This window comes from Streptomyces spectabilis (assembly GCF_008704795.1).
In the GTDB taxonomy this organism is placed as follows: Bacteria; Actinomycetota; Actinomycetes; order Streptomycetales; family Streptomycetaceae; genus Streptomyces; species Streptomyces spectabilis.
Window position 1 is genome coordinate 9162815 of sequence record NZ_CP023690.1, and the last position, 18850, is coordinate 9181664.

Genomic DNA, 18850 nt, shown 5'->3' on the forward strand with positions numbered 1-18850 from the left:
CCGGTGGTGGGCCTCAGCGCTCGCGCACCTTCACCACCTTCAGGCCGGGCGCCTTGAGGATGTCCCGCTCGCAGAACCGCGACGTCACCCAGCGCTCCGATGAGTACAGCCGCGTCTGGTCGCTGTAGTGCGGTGAGCGCGGGTCCGCCGACTGGGAGTACGTCAGGAGCGTGCGGGCCCGCGGGCAGCGGGAGGCGTCCCAGCCGACGGCCTGGACGTGGCTGGAGCCGCTGCCGACCTCCGTGTAGCCGCCGCCCGCCGGGTTCCAGCGCCCCTCGATCTTGTTCCAGACGCCCAGGGACTCCGTACCGCCGTGGACCGGCAGGCGCTTGCCGTTCCGTACGACGAACTGGTGGTCACCGAGCCGGGCGTCGAGCGGAATGCCCGCGGCGCGCAGCTCCGCCACCGCGTCGGCCAGCGCGGTGGCGAAACCGGGCGCGTCCGTGTTGAGGGAACGCGGCGTACGCACCGGATCGGACGCGCTGAACGGCACCTTCCACAGCTGCGCGCCCGGCACCTCGGCGCGGAGCGCGCGCCAGAACCGGTCGAAGAGCAGCGCGCCGCGCGAGCCGGTGTCCATGGTGCGGTCCCACGCCCCCAGCACGGCACAGGCCTCGCGCACGTCGACGGCCTTGCCGTCGCTGCCCGTCGCCGACCCCGAGGGCAGGGCCGCGCAGGCGCGCGCGGCGTCGGCGGCGGCCAGGTCACCGGCGGGCGCGCGGTTCGCGAACTGCTGCCGCTGGAGGTCCCCGACCGTCAGGCCGCCGCGCCGGGCGAGCGCGGAGACGTCCTCGACGGCGCCGCGCGTACGCATCGACCGCTCGGTGCCGATGGTGCCGAAGATCCGCTCGTAGCCGGTGAGGGGTCGCTCCGCGTTGGAGAGCCAGGCGCTGTCGTTGGAGTTCTCCGCGTACGGCGCGTCCTTGAGGGTGGGCATGCGTGACGGGCCGAACGTGCCGGGCTGCAGGGCGTCCTTGTCCGAGCCGAGCGCGCAGTCGCCCCGGGAGCCGTCCAGGACGGCCACGCCCGCCGCCGGATACGTCAGCTTGCCGAGCGGGGTCGAGCAGCGCGCCGCGAGGTCGTCGGTGATGCGGGGCAGGACCTGCGACTGGGTGAGGAGCGAGTGCCCCGCGCGGTCCGCGGCGACGGTGTTGACCCAGGGCAGCCCCTGGGTGTCGCGCAGCGCGCGCAGGACGCCCTTGACCGAACGGGCCCTGCCCAAGCGCAGATCGGCGTCAGCGGCGCGCAGCTGCGCGGCATTGGGGTCGTTGAGGGCGTACGCGGTCCTGGCCGTCCAGGGCAGGGGCAGCTGGGAGCCGAGCGAGGTGACGACCGGGCCGTAGCGCGTCCACCACTGGGTGCGGGTCACCGGGGCGCCGTCCCGCACCGGCACGGTCACCGTCCGCCGCGTCATCCGCTCCCGCGCGCCGTCGACGAGATACGCGGTCGGATCGGCGGGGTCGAGCGTCAGCTCGTGCACGTTGAACGGGACGCCCGTCGCGACGGTGTGGCTCCACGCCACATGGCTGGTGAAGCCGATGTTGACGACGGGAGTGCCCAGCAGGGCCGCGCCCGAGACGTTCAGCTCGCCCGGGATGGTCTGCTGGACCTGCGCGAAGCGGCGGCTGCCCTGCCACGGGTAGTGGGGGTTGCCGAGCAGCAGGCCGCGCCCGCCCGCGGTGGTCCTCCCGCTGAAGGCCACGGCGTTGGAGCCCATGTCGGCGCCCTCGGCCCCGGGCGCGAGCATCCGGCGCGCCGCCTGTGCGGTCCCGCGCGGGTCGGGTGCGCGGCGGCTCTCGCCGGGGCCCGGCGGGCGCGCCCCGGTGATGCCGTCGACGACCCGGCCCTGGCCGCCGAGGACCGACACGGCGTGGCCGAGGCGGGCCGCGTCCAGAGCTGTCGCCGGGCGCACCCAGTCGGCCTTCGCGCACGCCGGGTCCGTGACGCGGTGCTGCCGCAGCCACGCGTTGTAGCCCGCGGCGAAGCCCCGCATCAGTTCCTTCGCGGCGTGGCTCGGGCCGCGCGGCGCGGGCTGGTCCAGGAGCTTCTCCACCGTGCCCGCCTGCCGTACGCCCCGGAAGTACAGGTCGCTCGTGAGGTTCGTGGTCGCCGACGACAGGCCGCCGCCGGGGTCGCCGTCGGGGCCGAAGTACCGCGAGCGCTCGCCGCGTACGGTGGTGAAGCTCTGGGCGAGCACGCACACCTGGTCGGCGGCCTGGGCCCAGGCGGTGCCGAAGCCGAGGCTCGCGTAGTCATCGGCCAGGACGTGCGGGACTCCGTACTCGGTGTAGCGGATGGTGGCGGACAGGCCGCCGCCCGAGGGCCGTTCGTTGGCGCCGGGCGCGGCTACCGCCGTGGCCGGCAGCAGGGCCGAGGCGGTGAGCAGCGCCGTGCTCAGGGCTACGGCGGGTCTGATACGTATGCGCATCGTGCCTCCCAACTACTGTGAGAGCAGTGGCCGTTGGAGCGTACCAACCGGTATGTCGCTTGTCCGGAGGGCGTCGGCGGCCGATCGGCGCGGGGGCTCGCGTCAGCCGGGGGAGCGGCCGTGCGCGGCCCACTCCGCGCGGGCGGCGCGCACCTCGTCGAGCGCCTGGCGGTGGCCGCCCTCGCGGGCGCAGCGCTCGGCGCGGTCGAGCAGGGCGGCGGCCCCGGCCGGGTCGGCGGCGGTGCGGACGCGGGCCAGGGCGGTGAGGGCGAAGGCCAGGACGGTGCCGCCGAAGGGCTCCGCCAGTTCGGCCGCGGCCCGGGCCAGGCGCTCCGCCTCGGCCGACTCGCCCAGGGTCAGATGGAGTTCGGCGAGGTTCGCCCGTTCGAACGCGGTGGCCGTGGGGCGGCCCGCCTGCTCGGCCAGGGTGAGGGCGCGACGGCCGTGGCGCAGGGCCTGCGCGAGGTCGCCCGCGCGGCGCGCGTTCTCCCGCAGGACGGACAGGACGTTGGCGAGCAGCGCCGGGTCACCGGATGCCTCGGCGGCGCCGAGGGCCCGCTCGGCCGGGGCGGCCGCCTCGTCGAAGCGTCCCAGCAGGCCGTTGCAGACGGCCTGCTGGGCGAGGGAGCGGGCCAGGAGCGCGGCGTGCGGTGACGGCACGGCGTGGCTCGCGCTCGCCGGCGGCGGGGGAGTGCGGAGCGCGGCCTGGGCCGTGCGCGCCGCTTCGAGCCCCGCCTCGTAGGCGCCCTCGTAGAAGAGGACCATCGACCACGCCATGTGGTGCGCGGCCCCGACCTCGACGGGGGCGGCGGGGCCCGGCGCGTGCGCACGCAGGCTCGCGTGCGCCTCGGCCGGGCGGTGGCGCCGGGCGAGGACCTCCGCGAGGCGGGCCGCGGCGAGGGCGCGGGCGTCGGCGTGGCCGCGCGGCGCGTACGCGGCCAGGGCCTGGCGCAGTACGTCGATGGCCTCGTCGTAGCGGCCCGCGCGGTCCAGGGTGAGCGCCCAGTCGAGGCGGACGCGCGCGGCTTCAAGGCCGGTGTCCTCGCGCGCGTCGGGCAGTGGTGCTCGCGGCCGTCGGGGGCCCTGGCGCCGGGAGGCGTCCATGAGGAGGTGGCGGGCCCGCTCATCGCCGGAGGCCTGATCGAGGACGCGCCGGGCCACCGCCGCCGCGCGTGCCGGATCGCCGTCGGCGAGGTGACGCTCGGCTAGCGCGCATCCCGTCGTGGCGCGGAGGTCGGCCAGGCGGGTGCGCCGGGCATCGGCCCAGGCGGCGTAGCGGTCCTCCGGGAGCAGCTCACCGGTGAACGCCTCGAACGCGGCGGCCAGTTCCGGCACACCACCTTGCGACAAGGCGTTTTCGGCCAGCGTCTCGACGCGGTCCGCGTCCACGAGCACCGCTCCGGGCACAAGGCGCAGCAGTGGCCCGTCGGTGACGACGTAGGAGGAGACGGCCCGGGGCCTGAGCTCGGGCTCCAGGGCGTGGCGGGCGGTGTGCAGGGCGACGCGCAGGTTGCGCAGCGCGGCGCCCAGCTCGGCATGGGGCCAGCAGGAGGCCATGACGTGCTCACGGTGCAGTTGGTGGCCCGGGGCGAGTGCCAGGAGCTTCACCAGGGTGCGGGCGCCGGGGCGCGGCCAGCGCCCGGCGGGCGGCACGCCGTGGGGCCGCTCGGCCCGGAAGCCGCCGAGCAGATACAGATGCAGCGGGCCGGTGCCCGCACCGGCCGCACCGCCGGCCTCGCGGGCGCCGCTCCCGCTGTCGTACACGCGTGCTGGCGAGCCCATGGGGTGCAGTCTCTCCAGCCAGGGGCGCGACCACGCCTGTTACCCGTGAATTACTGGCCGGATCTCGCTGTTCATCGCGGCACGTCACGGGCGGCCGTGGCGAGGGTTCGCGACGTTGTCGCCAAGGTTGTCGATTGCTTCCGCTTCCGCGTTGACCTGCGGGAACTCCACTCCGGAAGATGTCCTGCGAATCCCGGGAGCCCCTGGGGCCCGTGAGTCTTCCGATCTCTTTGAGTGCTCGTTCGATTCCTTGCGGAGGAGAAACATGAAGCGTTCTCAAGCCCTCGCCATGAGTGTCCTGTTGCTGCTGTCGGGCAGCGCCGTGGCGGCCAGTGCCGCCGAAGGATCCGCCGCGCGGTCCTCCGCCCACCACCGGTCACCGGCCGCCGAGTGGTGCGCGAAGAAGGGAGGCAAGCCGCAGGTCCAGGTTCCGTACTACACCAAGACCGGTACGCAGATCGTGCGTCTGGGCGGTGAGCGGGAGATGTGCGTCTTCACCGCGGACGACGGTTCGAAGCTCACCGTCGCGGCGGACACGCTCGCTGCGACGAAGCCGACGCTCGCCGCCCTCGCCTACGTCCACAAGCCCGCCGACCCGGGCGGCCACCCCGGCAACCCGTCCATCGGCTACTGCAAGGCCCTCAACGGCACGGCCATGTACGGCCCCAAGGCGACGGACGGCGGCGGCTGGGCCAAGAAGGGCGAGACGAGCCCGGAGAAGGTGGTCCCCGGCTGCATGTTCGGCGACGGCTCGGTGATCGACGCCTGGGGCCTCAAGTACCACTCGGGCGGTGTGATCCGGGGAGCGGACCTGACGAAGAAGTTCCGCGCGGACCTTCCGTAGGCAGCCCTGCTGTAGGGTCCCTTCCCCGCACGCTCCCCGGCGCGCCGGGGAGCGACGGCCCGGCGCCATGGGTCAGTCGAGCAGTGGCAGCACGAGGGCGAGCACGATGAACGTACTGGTGAACGCGGTGGCCGCGGAGGCGAGTCGCTTCGGCCTGCTCAGCGCGGCGGCGGGCGGTCCCGCGGCGGGCGCGGGCGCCGGTCCTGTGACGTCGTACGCGATGAACCCGAGGAAGAGCGCGAGGGCGACGGTGACGACCGTGACCGCGACGCGGGAGACGCCGGGGCGCCCGTCGCCCAGCTCCAGGGCGGCGGCGGCCGTGCACACATCCGTGATCACGGCCATGGCGGCGGCCCCGGCCGCACCCCAGGCCCTGGCGCGGCCGGACCCGTCCCCCAGGGCCAGGCGGAACGCGATGCGCGCGCAGACCGCGGCGGCCAGGGCGGTGCACCCCAGGAGCACGGCGACGACGATGGACACGGAGACTCCCTCGGGGCGAAGTGCCGCGCGGGCACGACGAGGGGACGGGGCGGGACGGACAGGGCTGACGGGGCGTCCCCTCCCGACACTGTCCCAGAGTTTCTGAGACAATGGAAACAATGCAGTTGAGGGGTGGTGATCCAGCATGACGTCCCGCCGCGCCGGACGTCCCATGGCCGCGCTGCGGCCGGACCTGCCGCCCGCGCGCCGCTCCTTCGCCGCGGAACTGCGGCGCCGTCGCGCGGAGTCCGGCCTCACCCTGCGCTCCCTCGCCCTCGCCACCGGGCTGAGCCCCGCGTCGCTGTCCCGGGTGTTCAACGGCGAGCGCCTCGTCAGCGAAGCCCAACTGCGCCTCGTCGCCTCCTTCCTGGGCCTGGCCGAGGACGATACGAAGGCGCTGGAGCTGCGCCTGCGCCAGGCGTACGCCGAGGACCAGGCGACGACCAGCGGCGAGCCGGCCGGACCGAGCGGCCTGCACGACCACCTGCTGGTGCTGCAGGAGGAGGCCGGACTCAGCCTCCGCGAGATCGCCCGGCGCCTGGCGGCCGCCGGGACCCCCCTCGGGAAGTCCACGATCGAGCGCGCGCTCCGCAGCCCCGACCCCGCACTGCCGCAGGCCCTCCAGGTGGCGCACGCCCTGATCGGCACGCTGCCGGAAGCCGAGCGCGGACCGGCCGTCGAGGGGGTGCTCCGGGCCGCCGCTCCGCCCGCCGCACGGGACGACGCGCCGCCCGCCGTACGACCGATCAGCCGGTGGAGCCCGTTCGACCTGGACGTCCACCCGGCGGCACCCCTGTCGGGCACCGCCGCCGAACCGGCGCTTTCGGGGTACGTCCCGCGCGCGCACGACCGGGCCCTGGCCCGCGTGGTGTCGGCCGCCGCCGAGGGGAACAGCCGCCTCGCGGTCCTCGTGGGATCCTCCTCGACGGGCAAGACCCGGGCCTGCTGGGAAGCGGTCAAGTCGCTGGCGCCGAAGGGCTGGCACCTGTGGCACCCGTGCGATCCCACCCGTGCTGAGGCGGCGCTGCGCGGCATCGAGGACGTCCGGCCCCACACGGTGGTGTGGCTCGACGAGAGCCAGCACTACCTCGGCCGGCCCCGCCATGGCGAACGGCTCGCCGCCGCGCTGCACGACCTGCTCGGGCGCCCCGAGCGCGGCCCCGTCCTCGTCCTGGGAACCCTGTGGCCCGAGTACGCGCGGGCCTTCACCGATCCGCCCGCGCCCGGCGCGCCCGACCCGCGTCGCCGCGTACGCGAACTCCTCGCCGGGCACCTCATCGCCGTCCCCGACTCGTTCGACCAGGACGCGCTCGCATCCGCCAGGGCCCTGGCCCGGCACGGCGACGCACCCCTCTCCGAGGCACTCGCCTGGAGCCGCGGCGGCCGCGTCCCCCAGCTCCTCGCGGCCGCGCCGGAACTGCTGCGCCGCTACTCCACGGCCACCCCGCCCGCGCGCGCACTCCTGGCCGCCGCGATCGACGCCCGCCGCTGTGGCACGGGCCCCGCCCTGCCGCTCGCCTTCCTCACCGAAGCCGCGCTCGGCTATCTGTCGGACGCCGAGTACGACGGCCTGTCCGGCGACTGGGCCGACCGCGCCGTCGCCGAGGCCACCGCGCCCGTCCACGGCCGCATGGCGCCGCTGAGTCCGGTACGGAGCCACCCCGGAACCGAGGCCCCTGGGCGGCAGCGGGCAGATGCCCCTGGCGGCCTGACGTTGCGCCTCACGGACTACCTCGCACAGATGGGCCGCAGGACGCGCCGCACGCAGTTCCCGCCCGCCTCCTTCTGGCACGCCGCCTACGACCACCTTCCGGCCCCGGACCTCTTCGCCCTCTCCACCGTCGCCTTCAAGAGCGCTCGCCTGGAGTGGGCGAACCATCTGGTCCGCCGCGCGGCCGACTTGGGCGGCGACGTCGTCCAAGGCACCGCCGTCCTCTACCGGGAGGCCGCCCTGACGGAGCGCGCGGGCGACCGCGACGGCGCCGAGCGGCTGTACGAGCAGGCCGCCGAAGCCGGGGATCCGCTCGCCCTGTTCCGCCTGGCGCAGACGTACGAGCGGGCGGGAGCCGTCGAGCGCGTCGAACGCCTGGCCCGGAGCGCGGCGGACGCCGAAGGCTTCCAGCCCCTCACGGACGCGGCCCTGCGCGAACGACAGGGCGACAGCACGGGCGCCGAACTCCTCTACCGGCGAGCCGCGGAGGACGGCGATCCCCACGCCCTGTTCCGCCTCGTCCGGATGCGCGAGCGGGAAGGCGACCTCGCGGGCGCCGAACGCGCGGCCCTGAAGGCCGCCGATATGGGCTACGCCTGGCTGTTGAACGTCCCGGTCCGGTGGCCGAACGGCCTGGACCCCGACGGCGCGGCCACGCCGCCCTCTCCGGACCCGGAGGCCGACGACGGCTGAGGGCGGCCGGGGGGGCTGATCGGCGGGTGCGCGGAATACCTCGGTGCTTCTTGATCCGTACACGCCTAAGATCTGCGGCATGGCGACACGACTCGTACAGATTTCCATGCAGGCTCGGGACAACTCCGCGCTCGGGCGGTTCTGGGCGCAGGCCCTGGGCTGGAGCGTCACCGGCGACAAGGGCGTCGAGACCAACATCGAGCCCGAGGGCTTCGAGTATCCCGGACCCACCGCCGTGTGCATCGACGTCATCGGCGTGCCGGAGTCCAAGACGGTGAAGAACCGTGTGCACGTCGACCTCGCCACCACCTCCGCGGCGCACCAGGAGGAGCTGGTCGCCCGCCTCAAGGGCCTCGGGGCGACGCCCGTCGACGTCGGTCAGGGCGACGTCCCGTGGGTGGTCCTCGCGGACCCGGAGGGCAACGAGTTCTGCGTCCTCGAACCTCGGGAGATCTACCGGGACACCGGGCCGATGGCGGCCGTCGTGGTCGACTGCGCCGACGCGCGGGCCATGGCCCGGTTCTGGGGCGAGGCGATGGACTGGACCGTGCACGAGGTGACCGACGACCGCGCGGTGCTGCGCTCCGCCAAGGGCGTCGGCCCGTATCTGGAGTTCTTCCGCTCGCCCGACCCGAAGACCGTGTGGAACCGCGTCCACCTCGACCTCCGGCCGTACTCCGGTGACGCCAGGGAGGCTGAGGTGGCCAGGCTCCAGGCACTCGGCGCCACGCCCCTCGACGTGGGCCAGGGGGATGTCCCGTGGACGATCCTCGCCGACCCGGAGGGCAACGAGTTCTGCGTCCTCGCCCCGCGCTGAGTCGGGTGGTGGGGCGGCGGCCGTTCGCCCCGTGAGGGTGGCGGCCGCTCGGCCCGTGGGTGGAGATCGTAGGCGCAACCGAACTCCACCCACGGTTCCACCCGTGGGTCCAGGTGCCGAGAGCCCTCCCGCAGCAGTCTGAAGGGCATGACGACCACCGAGTGGATCACCGACATCGCGCTCATCCTCGTCGTCTTCCGGCAACTGCGGGAAGACCGACTCGACCACAAGACCTTCCTGATCCCCCTGGGGATCGTGGCCTATGTGGGCTACTCGTACCTGGACTCCATCCCCACCGCGGGCAACGACCTGGCGCTCATCGCCGTCCTGATGGGCGTGGGCGCCGCGCTCGGCGTCACCGGCGGCTTCTACACCCGGATCCGGAGCCTCGACGGACACCTCATGATCAAGGCGGGGGCGGTGTCGGCGGTCCTGTGGGTCGTGGGCATGGGCGCGCGGATGGGGTTCCAGACGTGGGTCGAGCACGGCGGGGGCGCCGACGACGTCGCCCGCTTCAGCGTCGCCCACCACATCACCAGCGACCAGGCCTGGGTGACGGCCTTCGTACTGATGGCACTCACCGAGGTGGTGACGCGGGTGGCCACGATCTTCATACGGAGCCGGTCCCGGGCGGCGACCCGCCCCGCACCCGCCCTCGACCGTACGGCCTGACCGTGAAGTATGTTCTGCCCGTGTCCGCACCCCAGAGCGCCCCGCCCCCCAGGAGCACCCCGGACCAGGGGGCGGGTCCCCGGCCGGTTCCGGGGCAGGACCCGCGCGTGCAATGGGCACTGACCCTCGCGGTCATCGCCGTCGGCGCCCTGACGATCCGGCCCGTGGGCCTCAGCGGCCGGGGCCTCGCCGTCGCCGCCCTCTTCGTGGTCAACTCCGCCGCGCTGCTGGCCCGGCGCCTGCCCGAGCACAAGCTTCCCCAGCACCTCGTGTTCACCTGGCTCACGCTCGGCATCGTCGCCGCGGCCGCCTTGATGGGCGTCAGCAGCAGTGGCACGAGCTACCTCTTCGCCTTCTTCCTCGCCGGTCACATCGGCTACCGCCTCAAGACCGCACAGGCCCTCGTGCTGGCGGGGGCCTGCGGCCTCCTCTGCGGCGGCGTCCTGTACTTCCACCTCGGTCCTGGGCACCACCTGCTGCCCTGGACACTCGGCCTCACCACCGGCGCCCCGGTCCTGATCGGCATCGTCAACCGCAGCCAGCGCCAAGCCGTACGGGCGGCCATCGAAGCGGCGGAGTCGGCCGAACGGGCCGCCCGTGCCGAGGCCCGGACCGCCGTACTGACCGAGCGCGGCCGGATCGCCCGGGACGTGCACGACGTCCTCGCGCACTCACTGGCCGGGATCAACATGCAGTTGGAACTGGCCGACGCGCTGCTCGACACCGGCGACCTGGAGAAGGTCCGTGAGGCCAACAACAAGGCCCACGGCCTGGTCAAAGAGAGCCTGAAACAGGCGCAGTGGACCGTGCACGCCCTGCGCGAGGACGCGCTGCCGCTGGTGGAGAGCCTGACCGCGATGCTCGCGTCGTCGGGCCACCGCGACGTCCTCACCGTCACCGGGACCGTCCGCGCGGTTCCGGCCCGGGTGACCCAGAACCTGCTGCGGATCGCCCAGGAGGCACTGACCAACGCCGCTCGGCACGCGCCCGGGGCGGAGGTCGACGTGGAACTGGCGTACGCCGCCTCGTCGACCGCGCTGAGGATCCGCAACGGCCCCGCCACCCGTAGGGTGAACGCCGGTGTCGGCAGCGGAATGGGACTGATCGGAATGCGCGAACGCGTCGCCCTGCTGGGCGGAACGGTCACCGCGGGCCCGGTCACCGAAGGACCGCACCAAGGCGGCTGGCAGGTGGAGGCAGTGATCCCGGAATGAGCGAACCGACCGAGAAGCCGCAGCGGTTGAGGGTCGTCGTCGCCGACGACCAGGCCGCCGTCCGGGAGCCGCTCGCCGCGGTGCTCGGACTGTCCGAGGACATCGACGTCGTCGCGGCCGCCGCGAACGGGAACGAGGTGCTGACGGCCGTTGCCGCCGGACCGGTGGACGTGGTCCTGATGGACCTGAGGATGCCCGGGATGGACGGGATCGAGGCCACCCGCCGCCTGGGCGAGGAACACCCTGAGGTGGCGGTGGTCGTGCTGACCACCTTCGCCGACGACGACTCGATCCTCGGCGCCCTCGGCGCGGGAGCCCGCGGCTACCTCACCAAGAACGCGGGGCGCCAGGACATCACCCGCGCCATCCGCGCCGCCGCCGCGGGGCAGTCCGTGCTCGACCGCGAGGTCCAGGACCGACTCCTCGCCACCGTCAGGACCACGGCCCCGGCGCCCGTGAAGGCCCTGCCCGACGACCTCACACCCCGCGAACGCGAGGTGCTCGCCCTGATCGGCCAGGGCCTGCCCAACCGGGGCATCGCCGAGAAGCTCTTCATCAGCGAGGCCACCGTCAAGACCCACATCAACAACCTGTTCGCCAAGGCGGCGATCCGCGACCGGGCCGAGGCCGTACGACGCGCCATCGAGGCGGGTCTGGCCTGACCTGCCACCGACGCGCACGAACGGTGCACCGCACCTCGGCTCACGGTTCGTACAGGGGCAGGAAGTGGATCACCGCTTCCTCGTAGGGATGGGCGGCACGCACGGCCTGCTGGACGGCGCGGGCCTGTTCCACGTCGCAGACCGACTCGACCCTGCACTCCTCGCCGTGCCGCACGACACCCACCTCGCCGTCGTACGGCTGAGAGCCGGGCAGCGGCTGCCAGTTGCCGGTCACCCTCCACACGCTGGAACAGCGCGCGTACGCGCCGACCCGCCCCGCTCCGGCCGAGTGGAGAGCCTCGACCACCGCATTCACATGTGTCTCCGGAACGGATATCTCGATCTTCAGACGCGCCATGATCAGGACCATAGCGCGTGGCCATGTACCTCCTTCGTGCCCCCGTCGCCTTGACCCCCGCCTCGACGCACCCCAGGATCACGCCATGACCGGTGTCCGCAGCAGCACAGTCGACGGAGTCCTGCGGCGCAGTGCGCGCCGTTCGCCGGAGCGCGTCGCGCTGCGGTACGCAGAGCGGGTGTGGACGTACGCCGAGCTCGACGACGCCGTCTCCCGGGCCGCGCGGGTCCTCAGCGAGAGCGGGGTCGACAGGGGCGACCGCGTCGGGGCGTACGCGCACAACTCCGACGCCTACCTCATCGGCTTCCTGGCCTGCTCCAGGGCGGGCCTGGTGCACGTGCCGGTCAACCAGAACCTCACCGGCGACGACCTGGCGTACATCATCGGCCAGTCCGGCAGCGGCCTCGTCCTCGCCGACCCGGACCTCGCGCCCCGGCTGCCGGACACCGTGCGTGTGCTGCCCCTGCGCGACACGGCCGACTCGCTGCTCACCCGGCTCGCCGCCGCGGCGCCGTACGACGGGCAGGAGCCGGGCGGCGACGACCTCGTGCAGCTCCTGTACACCTCCGGCACGACCGCCCATCCCAAGGGCGCGATGATGAGCCACAGAGCCCTCGTCCATGAGTACGTGAGCGCGGTGCATGCCCTGGACCTCAAGGCGACGGACCGGCCGTTGCACTCGCTGCCGCTGTACCACTCCGCGCAGATGCACGTGTTCCTGCTGCCGTACCTGGCGGTGGGGGCCGAGAACACGATCCTCGACGGGCCCGACGCGGGACGGATCCTCGACCTCGTGGCGGCGGGGCGCGCCGACAGCCTGTTCGCGCCGCCCACCGTGTGGATCGGGCTCTCCCAGCACCCCGACTTCGCAGGCCGCGACCTGAGCGCGCTGCGCAAGGCGTACTACGGGGCCTCGATCATGCCGGTGCCGGTCCTGGAGCGGCTGCGGGAGCGGCTGCCGGGGCTCGCCTTCTACAACTGCTTCGGGCAGAGCGAGATCGGCCCGCTCGCCACGGTCCTCGGGCCCGACGAGCACGAGGGGAGGATGGCCTCGTGCGGGCGGCCGGTCCTCTTCGTGGAGGCGAGGGTCGTCGACGCCTCCGGCAAGGAGGTGCCCGACGGGACGCAGGGCGAAGTCGTCTACCGCTCGCCGCAGTTGTGCGACGGCTACTGGGACAAGCCGCAGGAGACCGCAGCGGCGTTCCGCGGCGGCTGGTTCCGCTCCGGCGACCTGGCCGTGCGGGACGCGGAGGGCTACTTCACCGTCGTCGACCGCGTGAAGGACGTCATCAACTCCGGTGGCGTCCTGGTCGCTTCACGCCAGGTCGAGGAGGCCCTCTACACCCACCCCGCTGTCGCCGAGACGGCCGTGATCGGTCTGCCGGACGTCCGCTGGATCGAGGCCGTGACGGCCGTCGTGGTCCCCGCGCGTGACCGGTCAGGGGTCACCGAGGCCGAACTCATCGCCCACGCGCGCGAGAAGCTGGCCGCCTTCAAGGCCCCCAAACGCGTCCTGTTCGTGGACGAACTGCCCCGCAATGCCAGCGGCAAGATCCTCAAGCGGGAGCTGCGGGACCGGTTCTCGGCGCCTGAGCCCGACTGACGCGTCGTGGGGTACTTTCCTGCCATGCGTCGCGTGGTGGCTCTGGTGCGGCCGGTCCCATCGGTGTTCGAACTCGGCTGCGCCGTCGAGACCTTCGGCACGCCGCGGCGCTACGCCTTCGAGACGTGCACGGAGGAGCCCGGCCCCGCGCCGACCAACGGCGGGTACGCGATGGCCGTGTCACAGGGCCTCGCGGCGCTCGACAGCGCGGACTCCGTGATCGTCCCTGGTTGGCTGCCGGTGGAGGAACCGCTCTCCGACCCCGTGCGCGAGGCGCTGCTGCGGGCGCACGCGCGCGGAACACGCCTTGTCACGATCTGCTCCGGGGTGTTCGCACTGGCCCGCACCGGACTGCTGGACGGCCGCTCGGCCACCACGCACTGGGGACGCGCCGAACAGCTGCGGCGCGAGTTCTCCCAGGTGCGCGTGGAGCCGGACAGGCTGTACGCGGCCCACGGTGACGTCGCCACCAGCACCGGCGCGGGCCTCGACCTGTGCTTCCGGGTCCTCGACGCCGGGCAGGCGGGGGACATGGCCTGGCGGCGGGCGCGAGTCCAGTTGGTGGAGCTGGACACCGGGCACACCGTGCACGAGACCGACCCGGAGGGGTTCGCCGGGGCGGTGGGCGCGTTCCTGGCGGGGCTGTGACGGGGAGCGGCCCCCGCGGGCCGCCCCCGCGTCAGGGCTTGAGGTTCCGCAGGTCCACGATCCGCTTCACCTTGCCCACAGAGCGCTCGATCGACTCGGGGTCGACGACCTCCGCCGAGATCGAGACGCCGATGGAGTCCTTCACCGCCGATTCGACCTCGCGGGCAGCGGTGACGCGGCGCCCGCGCGGTGTGTCCACGCGGGATTCGACGCGCACCGTGAGGGCGTCCATACGGCCCTCCCTGGTGAGGCAGAGCTGGAAGTGCGGGGCGAGGCCGGGCGTGCGGAGGATGATCTCCTCGATCTGGGTGGGGAAGAGGTTCACCCCGCGCAGGATGACCATGTCGTCACTGCGGCCCGCCACCTTCTCCATGCGGCGGAAGACGCGGGCCGTGCCCGGAAGGAGCCGCGTCAGGTCCCGGGTCCGGTAGCGGATGACGGGCATGGCCTCCTTGGTGAGCGAGGTGAAGACCAGCTCACCGTGCTCGCCGTCGGGCAGCAGCTCACCGGTGATCGGGTCGACCACTTCCGGATAGAAGTGGTCCTCCCAGATGTGCAGCCCGTCCTTCGTCTCGACGCACTCCTGCGCGACCCCGGGGCCGATCACCTCCGAGAGGCCGTATATGTCCACGGCGTCGATGGCGAACCGCTCCTCGATCTCGCGCCGCATCTCCTCCGTCCACGGCTCCGCGCCGAAGATGCCGACCTGGAGGGACGTCGTACGGGGATCGATGCCCTGCCGCTCGAACTCCTCCAGGAGCGTCAGCATGTACGAGGGCGTCACCATGATGATCTCGGGGCGCAGGTCGAGGATCAGCTGCACCTGGCGCGTGGTCATGCCGCCGGACGCGGGGATCACCGTGCAGCCGAGCCGCTCGGCGCCGTAGTGCGCGCCGAGCCCGCCGGTGAACAGGCCGTATCCGTAGGCCACATGGACCTTGTGCCCGGGCCGGCCGCCCGCCGCCCGGATCGAGCGGGCCACGACGTCCGCCCACATCGACAGGTCCTGCTCGGTGTAGCCGACGAGGGTGGGCCGCCCCGTGGTGCCGCTGGAGGCGTGCAGACGGCGCAGCTCCGACTGCTCCACGGCGAACATCCCGAAGGGATAGTTCGCGCGCAGGTCCGCCTTCGTGGTGAAGGGGAAGCGGGCCAGGTCGGCCAGCGTATGGCAGTCGTCGGGGCTGAGCCCCACCGCGTCGAACGCGGCCCGGTAGAAGGGAACGTTCTCGTACGCGTGCAGCAAGGTGTCCTGAAGGCGCTCGAGCTGCAGCGCTTCGAGCTCCTCACGACCGAGCCGCTCCGCGGCGTCCAGGAGTGCCGGTGTACGCGCCATGGGCGGATACCCCCGTCCGAGCCGGGCGGCCGAGCTATCGGCCGATCTTGTTTCGGGGTCAGTAATTCAAGGTTTCATGGCTTGTGGCAAGGGTCTCGTACCCCTGCCTCGGCCGCAGCAGCGGGCGCGGGGCGCCCGGCGGGAAACTAGGGTTTGCGGGCGACCGCGCCGTACATGGCGATGTCCTCGTCCCTGATCGTTCCGTCCTCCGTGCCGTCCGGGCGCCACTTGTGGACCTGCACGATCCCGGGCTCCACCAGGTCCAGGCCTTCGAAGAACTGTCCGGCCTCGGCCCGGGTGCGCAGCCGCATGGGCAGGCCCCGCGCCGCGTACTCGCGCGCCACCCGCGCCACGTCTTCCGGCGCGAAGTCGGCGGTGCCGACGGACATCGCGAGGTAGCTGCCCGACGGCAGCGGGTCCAGGAGGCGTTTCACGATGCCGGTGGCGTCGTGCTCGTCGAGCAGGAAGTGCACGATCGCGATGATCGTGAGGGCGACGGGCTCGCCGAGGTCCAGGGTCTCGCGCAGCTCCGGGGCGTTCAGGATCGTGTCCGGGTCGAGCATGTCGGCCTCGATGTACGAGGTCATGCCCTCGGTGCTGCTGGCGAGCAGGCCCTGGGACAGGGTGAGCACGATGGGGTCGTTGTCGACGTACACGACCCGGGACGCCGGGTTGACCGACTGCGCGATCTCGTGGAGGTTCGGCGAGGTCGGGATGCCGGTCCCGATGTCGAGGAACTGCCGGATGCCCGCCTCCCGCGCCAGATACGTGACGGCGCGGTCCATGAAGTCGCGGTTGGCCCGCATGTGGATGGGCAGGGCGGGCCACTCCTGGGCCATCACGTCCCCCGCCTCCTTGTCGGCTGGATAGTAGTCCTTGCCGCCGAGGATGTAGTCGTAGATGCGCGCCGAGTGGGCGCTCGCGGTGTCGATCCGTTCGGCCGGCCATCCGTCGTCGTGCGACACGGCCCCTCCTGTCAGTCGTGATCTCGCTGTGCCGTGAGCTGTGTGCTCAGTTGTGTGCTGGGTTGTGCGTCGAGCTGTGGTGAGCTGTGTGCTGAACCGTTTCGCGGGAGCGCTCGGAGCCGTACTAGCAGAGGAAGTCGGCGTCGCCCGCCTTGACGCTCGCGAGGAAGCGGGCCACTTCACGGGGGGTGAGGATCAGCGCGGGCCCCGTCGGGTCAGTCGACTGGCGCAGCGCCACGCGCCCGTCGACGAGCTTCTTCGCCTCCAGGCAGGCGCCTCCGGCGTCGTCGCTCCAGGGCTTGCGCCAGCCGTGGGCGCCGAGTTCCCGGGAAGGCATGCCGTTGCGGATGGGGTGCACTCACAGCTCCTTACGAATCGAGCCGAGCAGGGCCTCGGTCTTCCTGACGGACGCCGCCTGGGCGCCGAGCCGGTCCAGGGCCTCGCGGTAGACCACCACGTCGTCGCCCTTGTCGACATAGACGGCCCCGACCAGGCCGTTGACGTAGACGATGTCCGGCAGCTCGGGGGCCTTGAACCGGAAGATGTGGAACGCTCCCGCCCGCATGGCCGGGTGCGGGCCGTTCCTGAAGGGCATGATCTGCAGCGTCACATGGGGCTGCGCGGTCACGGCGATCAGATGGTCGATCTGCGCCCGCATCACGGCGCTGCCGCCGACCGGCCAGCGCAGCACGGTCTCGTCCATCACGACCCACAGATGCGGGGGAGAGGGGCGGTTCAGGAGTTCCTGGCGCTCCATGCGCAGGGCGACCTGACGCTCGGTGACCTCGGCCGACGCGTGCGGGTTGCCCGCGCTCAGCAGGGCGCGGGCGTAGTCCTCCGTCTGCAGCAGGCCGTGGACGAACTGTGACTCGTAGGCACGGATGTGGTGGGCGGCCTGCTCCAGGCTGAGGTACGCGGTGAACCAGTCGGGCATCACGTCGCGGTACGAGTGCCACCAGCCGCGCTTGTTGGCCTCGCGGACCGACTGGAGGAACGTGTCGATCTCGCGCTGGTCGGCGACGCCGTACGTCCGCAGGAGCTTCTCGACGTCGGAGAGCCGCAGCCGCGCGACCTTGGCGGCCTCGAGGCGCCGGATCGTCGAATGGCTGACGCCGATCGCCTCGCCCGCCTGCTCGTAGGTCAGGCCCGCGCGCGTCCGCAGGCCCTCCAGCTGCTTGCCGAGGATCATGCGCAGGACCGAGGGGGCTCCGCCCCACGATGTTTCCGCTGCCATGCCCACCTCCCCCCGCTCGTACGTCGCTTGCGCGGGCCCCATGCGTCGTGTGGGTGCCGCGATCGCAGTCTGTCACGATCATCGGCCGATGTGAGCAGGATGCGCGTCACGAATTGAAAATTTCAACTCAGCGGTTGCAGTTCGCTCTTCACAGATGCCACAGTGGATGTGCTGTCAGGTGATCGCCAATGTCCCGTGGTGATCCCGGAGTTGGCAGTACGTCATGACGGAATGGGCCCTTCCGGGCCCCGGCCATGACTCGCCCGCGGTGGTGTCGCCCCGGCACCACCGCCCGGGCGGCCCGACGGCGGGCGGAGGGCGAGCACGCACGCGTCGTCACGCCGTGGCGCGTGACGGACACCGTCGGTGAGGCGGCGGCGAGCGAAAGGCGACCCACGTGGTTTCCCCCACCCACTCCACGCCTTCGGATCTCGTGCCCGGGCCCCTGCCCGCGCACCGGTCGACCGTGTTCCGTTTACCGGCGGCGGCCGCCTCCGTACGGGCGGCCCGCACCCATGTGCACGAGCGGATGACGGACTGGGGCATCGCCCCGGAGGTGGGCGACGACGCGGTCCTCGTCATCTCCGAACTCGTCACCAACGCGATCGCGCACGCCTTCGGCGACCACGTGGTGTGCCGCCTGTGCGTGGCCGGTCAACGGCTCCGCATCGAGGTCGAGGACCAGGCCAGGGGCGAGACGGCCCCCGCGCAGCGCCCCCCGGACCCCGACAGGGAGAGCGGCCGCGGGCTCGCACTGGTGGACGCGCTGGCCGAGGACTGGGGCGTCACCCGCGTTCCGGGCGGCGCCGGGCAGATCGTGTGGGCCGATCTTTCGCCGGTGTCACCGGACTTCGGAGGCACGGGCGGGTGAGGGGCGCTTCGGCGTCGTCACGGGCCCCGCGACCGCGGTCGGGCGAGCCTGAACGTCGCCCCTCACGGCGCCATGACGCGCCTGAACACCTGCCGGGATCCGCCCTCGGGCCCCGGCTCGGCGGCCTCGCCCGGGGTGAAGCCGAGACGGAGGTAGAAGTCGCGTGCGCCGCTGGTGACGGCGCCCGGGTGATCGGCCCCGAAGGTGATGACCTCGATGGTGGCGGGCCCGGGGCCGAAGCGGCGCTCGGCCTCCGCCATCAGGGCCTGCCCCACGCCCTGGCCACGCGCCTCGCCGGAGACGACGAGCCAGTGGACGTGGTGCGTCGGGGCGCTCCCGCCGAAGAGGAGCCCGCCCAGGAGGTCCGGACCCGAGGGCGCGGCGGCGACCAGCGCGGCGGACGCCCCGATGTGCTCCTTCACGGCACGGTGGAAGCCGGGCTCCTCCACCATCGGGCCGAACCAGTCCTCCACCTGGGCCGCCAGGCCGAGGAAACCCGGGAAGTCGTTCTCCGTAGCGAGTCTGATGATCATTC

General features: G+C 72.9%; 18 protein-coding genes. 9 read left to right on the plus strand and 9 right to left on the minus strand.

The features are described from left to right. Positions 1-13: 13 nt before the first annotated feature. Both CP982_RS38835 and CP982_RS38840 read right to left on the minus strand, forming a co-directional pair. Positions 14-2428: a penicillin acylase family protein gene (locus tag CP982_RS38835; protein WP_150514785.1), complete on the minus strand. Its 2415-nt coding sequence runs from the start codon at positions 2426-2428 to the stop codon at positions 14-16. Positions 2429-2530: 102 nt separating this feature from the next. Further along, complete coding sequence (locus CP982_RS38840) at positions 2531-4210, minus strand: AfsR/SARP family transcriptional regulator (protein ID WP_150514786.1); 1680 nt, start codon at positions 4208-4210, stop codon at positions 2531-2533. Positions 4211-4475: 265 nt separating this feature from the next. On the opposite strand from CP982_RS38840, the gene CP982_RS38845 reads away from it, so the two are divergent. Beyond that, on the plus strand, positions 4476-5054 hold the full coding sequence (locus CP982_RS38845; protein WP_150514787.1) for a hypothetical protein: 579 nt from the start codon (positions 4476-4478) through the stop codon (positions 5052-5054). 72 nt (positions 5055-5126) lie between these two features. Here the strand turns inward: CP982_RS38845 and CP982_RS38850 are convergent, their stop codons facing one another. Further along, complete coding sequence (locus CP982_RS38850; protein WP_150514788.1) at positions 5127-5534, minus strand: hypothetical protein; 408 nt, start codon at positions 5532-5534, stop codon at positions 5127-5129. A 145-nt stretch (positions 5535-5679) separates the two neighbouring features. Here CP982_RS38850 and CP982_RS38855 point away from each other — a divergent pair, with 145 nt between their 5' ends. The 5 genes from CP982_RS38855 to CP982_RS38875 all read left to right on the plus strand — a co-directional run bounded on the left by CP982_RS38855 (position 5680) and on the right by CP982_RS38875 (position 11303). Beyond that, complete coding sequence (locus CP982_RS38855; protein WP_150514789.1) at positions 5680-7938, plus strand: helix-turn-helix domain-containing protein; 2259 nt, start codon at positions 5680-5682, stop codon at positions 7936-7938. 79 nt (positions 7939-8017) lie between these two features. After that, positions 8018-8755 (plus strand): VOC family protein, encoded by a 738-nt coding sequence (locus tag CP982_RS38860; protein ID WP_150514790.1) that lies wholly within the window; start codon positions 8018-8020, stop codon positions 8753-8755. 147 nt (positions 8756-8902) lie between these two features. After that, positions 8903-9427, plus strand: a complete 525-nt coding sequence (locus CP982_RS38865) for a hypothetical protein (protein ID WP_150514791.1) — start codon at positions 8903-8905, stop codon at positions 9425-9427. A gap of 107 nt (positions 9428-9534) precedes the next feature. Further along, on the plus strand, positions 9535-10641 hold the full coding sequence (locus tag CP982_RS38870) for a sensor histidine kinase (protein WP_229879064.1): 1107 nt from the start codon (positions 9535-9537) through the stop codon (positions 10639-10641). Continuing rightward, the gene (locus CP982_RS38875) at positions 10638-11303 is read left to right on the plus strand and encodes a response regulator transcription factor (RefSeq protein WP_150514793.1); all 666 of its coding nucleotides are present in this window, start codon (positions 10638-10640) and stop codon (positions 11301-11303) included. The genes CP982_RS38870 and CP982_RS38875 overlap by 4 nt, the downstream gene beginning before the upstream one ends. Positions 11304-11343: 40 nt before the next feature. On the opposite strand, the gene CP982_RS38880 is transcribed toward CP982_RS38875, so the two are convergent. Continuing rightward, positions 11344-11661 (minus strand): YqfO family protein, encoded by a 318-nt coding sequence (locus tag CP982_RS38880; protein WP_150514794.1) that lies wholly within the window; start codon positions 11659-11661, stop codon positions 11344-11346. 85 nt (positions 11662-11746) lie between these two features. Here CP982_RS38880 and CP982_RS38885 point away from each other — a divergent pair, with 85 nt between their 5' ends. Next, positions 11747-13264 carry an acyl-CoA synthetase gene (locus CP982_RS38885; protein ID WP_150514795.1) on the plus strand — a complete coding sequence of 506 codons (1518 nt, stop codon included), beginning with the start codon at positions 11747-11749 and terminating at the stop codon, positions 13262-13264. Positions 13265-13288: 24 nt separating this feature from the next. Beyond that, positions 13289-13912 (plus strand): DJ-1/PfpI family protein, encoded by a 624-nt coding sequence (locus tag CP982_RS38890; protein WP_150514796.1) that lies wholly within the window; start codon positions 13289-13291, stop codon positions 13910-13912. Between the two features lie 31 nt (positions 13913-13943). Here the strand turns inward: CP982_RS38890 and paaK are convergent, their stop codons facing one another. The 4 genes from paaK to CP982_RS38910 all read right to left on the minus strand — a co-directional run bounded on the left by paaK (position 13944) and on the right by CP982_RS38910 (position 17444). Then, on the minus strand, positions 13944-15245 hold the full coding sequence (gene paaK, locus CP982_RS38895) for a phenylacetate--CoA ligase PaaK (protein WP_150514797.1): 1302 nt from the start codon (positions 15243-15245) through the stop codon (positions 13944-13946). A gap of 146 nt (positions 15246-15391) precedes the next feature. Next, the gene (locus CP982_RS38900; RefSeq protein ID WP_150514798.1) at positions 15392-16210 is read right to left on the minus strand and encodes an SAM-dependent methyltransferase; all 819 of its coding nucleotides are present in this window, start codon (positions 16208-16210) and stop codon (positions 15392-15394) included. A 124-nt stretch (positions 16211-16334) separates the two neighbouring features. Further along, positions 16335-16547, minus strand: coding sequence for a DUF397 domain-containing protein (locus CP982_RS38905; RefSeq protein WP_051855528.1), 213 nt, complete (start codon positions 16545-16547; stop codon positions 16335-16337). A gap of 21 nt (positions 16548-16568) precedes the next feature. Continuing rightward, positions 16569-17444: a helix-turn-helix domain-containing protein gene (locus CP982_RS38910; protein WP_150514799.1), complete on the minus strand. Its 876-nt coding sequence runs from the start codon at positions 17442-17444 to the stop codon at positions 16569-16571. A gap of 466 nt (positions 17445-17910) precedes the next feature. Here CP982_RS38910 and CP982_RS38915 point away from each other — a divergent pair, with 466 nt between their 5' ends. Further along, positions 17911-18315, plus strand: coding sequence for an ATP-binding protein (locus CP982_RS38915; RefSeq protein WP_150514800.1), 405 nt, complete (start codon positions 17911-17913; stop codon positions 18313-18315). Positions 18316-18377: 62 nt separating this feature from the next. Here CP982_RS38915 and CP982_RS38920 read toward each other — a convergent pair whose 3' ends face one another. Beyond that, positions 18378-18848 carry a GNAT family N-acetyltransferase gene (locus tag CP982_RS38920; RefSeq protein ID WP_150514801.1) on the minus strand — a complete coding sequence of 157 codons (471 nt, stop codon included), beginning with the start codon at positions 18846-18848 and terminating at the stop codon, positions 18378-18380. Positions 18849-18850: the final 2 nt, after the last annotated feature.

Excerpts from the sequence above, each read along its gene's own strand:
- CP982_RS38875 (WP_150514793.1), top strand. The coding sequence starts at position 10,638 with ATGAGCGAACCGACCGAGAAGCCGCAGCGGTTGAGGGTCGTCGTCGCC.
- CP982_RS38835 (WP_150514785.1), bottom strand. The coding sequence starts at position 2,428 with ATGCGCATACGTATCAGACCCGCCGTAGCCCTGAGCACGGCGCTGCTC.
- CP982_RS38860 (WP_150514790.1), top strand. The coding sequence starts at position 8,018 with ATGGCGACACGACTCGTACAGATTTCCATGCAGGCTCGGGACAACTCC.
- paaK (WP_150514797.1), bottom strand. The coding sequence starts at position 15,245 with ATGGCGCGTACACCGGCACTCCTGGACGCCGCGGAGCGGCTCGGTCGT.
- CP982_RS38890 (WP_150514796.1), top strand. The coding sequence starts at position 13,289 with ATGCGTCGCGTGGTGGCTCTGGTGCGGCCGGTCCCATCGGTGTTCGAA.
- CP982_RS38880 (WP_150514794.1), bottom strand. The coding sequence starts at position 11,661 with ATGGCGCGTCTGAAGATCGAGATATCCGTTCCGGAGACACATGTGAAT.
- CP982_RS38855 (WP_150514789.1), top strand. The coding sequence starts at position 5,680 with ATGACGTCCCGCCGCGCCGGACGTCCCATGGCCGCGCTGCGGCCGGAC.
- CP982_RS38865 (WP_150514791.1), top strand. The coding sequence starts at position 8,903 with ATGACGACCACCGAGTGGATCACCGACATCGCGCTCATCCTCGTCGTC.
- CP982_RS38920 (WP_150514801.1), bottom strand. The coding sequence starts at position 18,848 with ATGATCATCAGACTCGCTACGGAGAACGACTTCCCGGGTTTCCTCGGC.
- CP982_RS38885 (WP_150514795.1), top strand. The coding sequence starts at position 11,747 with ATGACCGGTGTCCGCAGCAGCACAGTCGACGGAGTCCTGCGGCGCAGT.
- CP982_RS38905 (WP_051855528.1), bottom strand. The coding sequence starts at position 16,547 with ATGCCTTCCCGGGAACTCGGCGCCCACGGCTGGCGCAAGCCCTGGAGC.
- CP982_RS38840 (WP_150514786.1), bottom strand. The coding sequence starts at position 4,210 with ATGGGCTCGCCAGCACGCGTGTACGACAGCGGGAGCGGCGCCCGCGAG.
- CP982_RS38845 (WP_150514787.1), top strand. The coding sequence starts at position 4,476 with ATGAAGCGTTCTCAAGCCCTCGCCATGAGTGTCCTGTTGCTGCTGTCG.
- CP982_RS38910 (WP_150514799.1), bottom strand. The coding sequence starts at position 17,444 with ATGGCAGCGGAAACATCGTGGGGCGGAGCCCCCTCGGTCCTGCGCATG.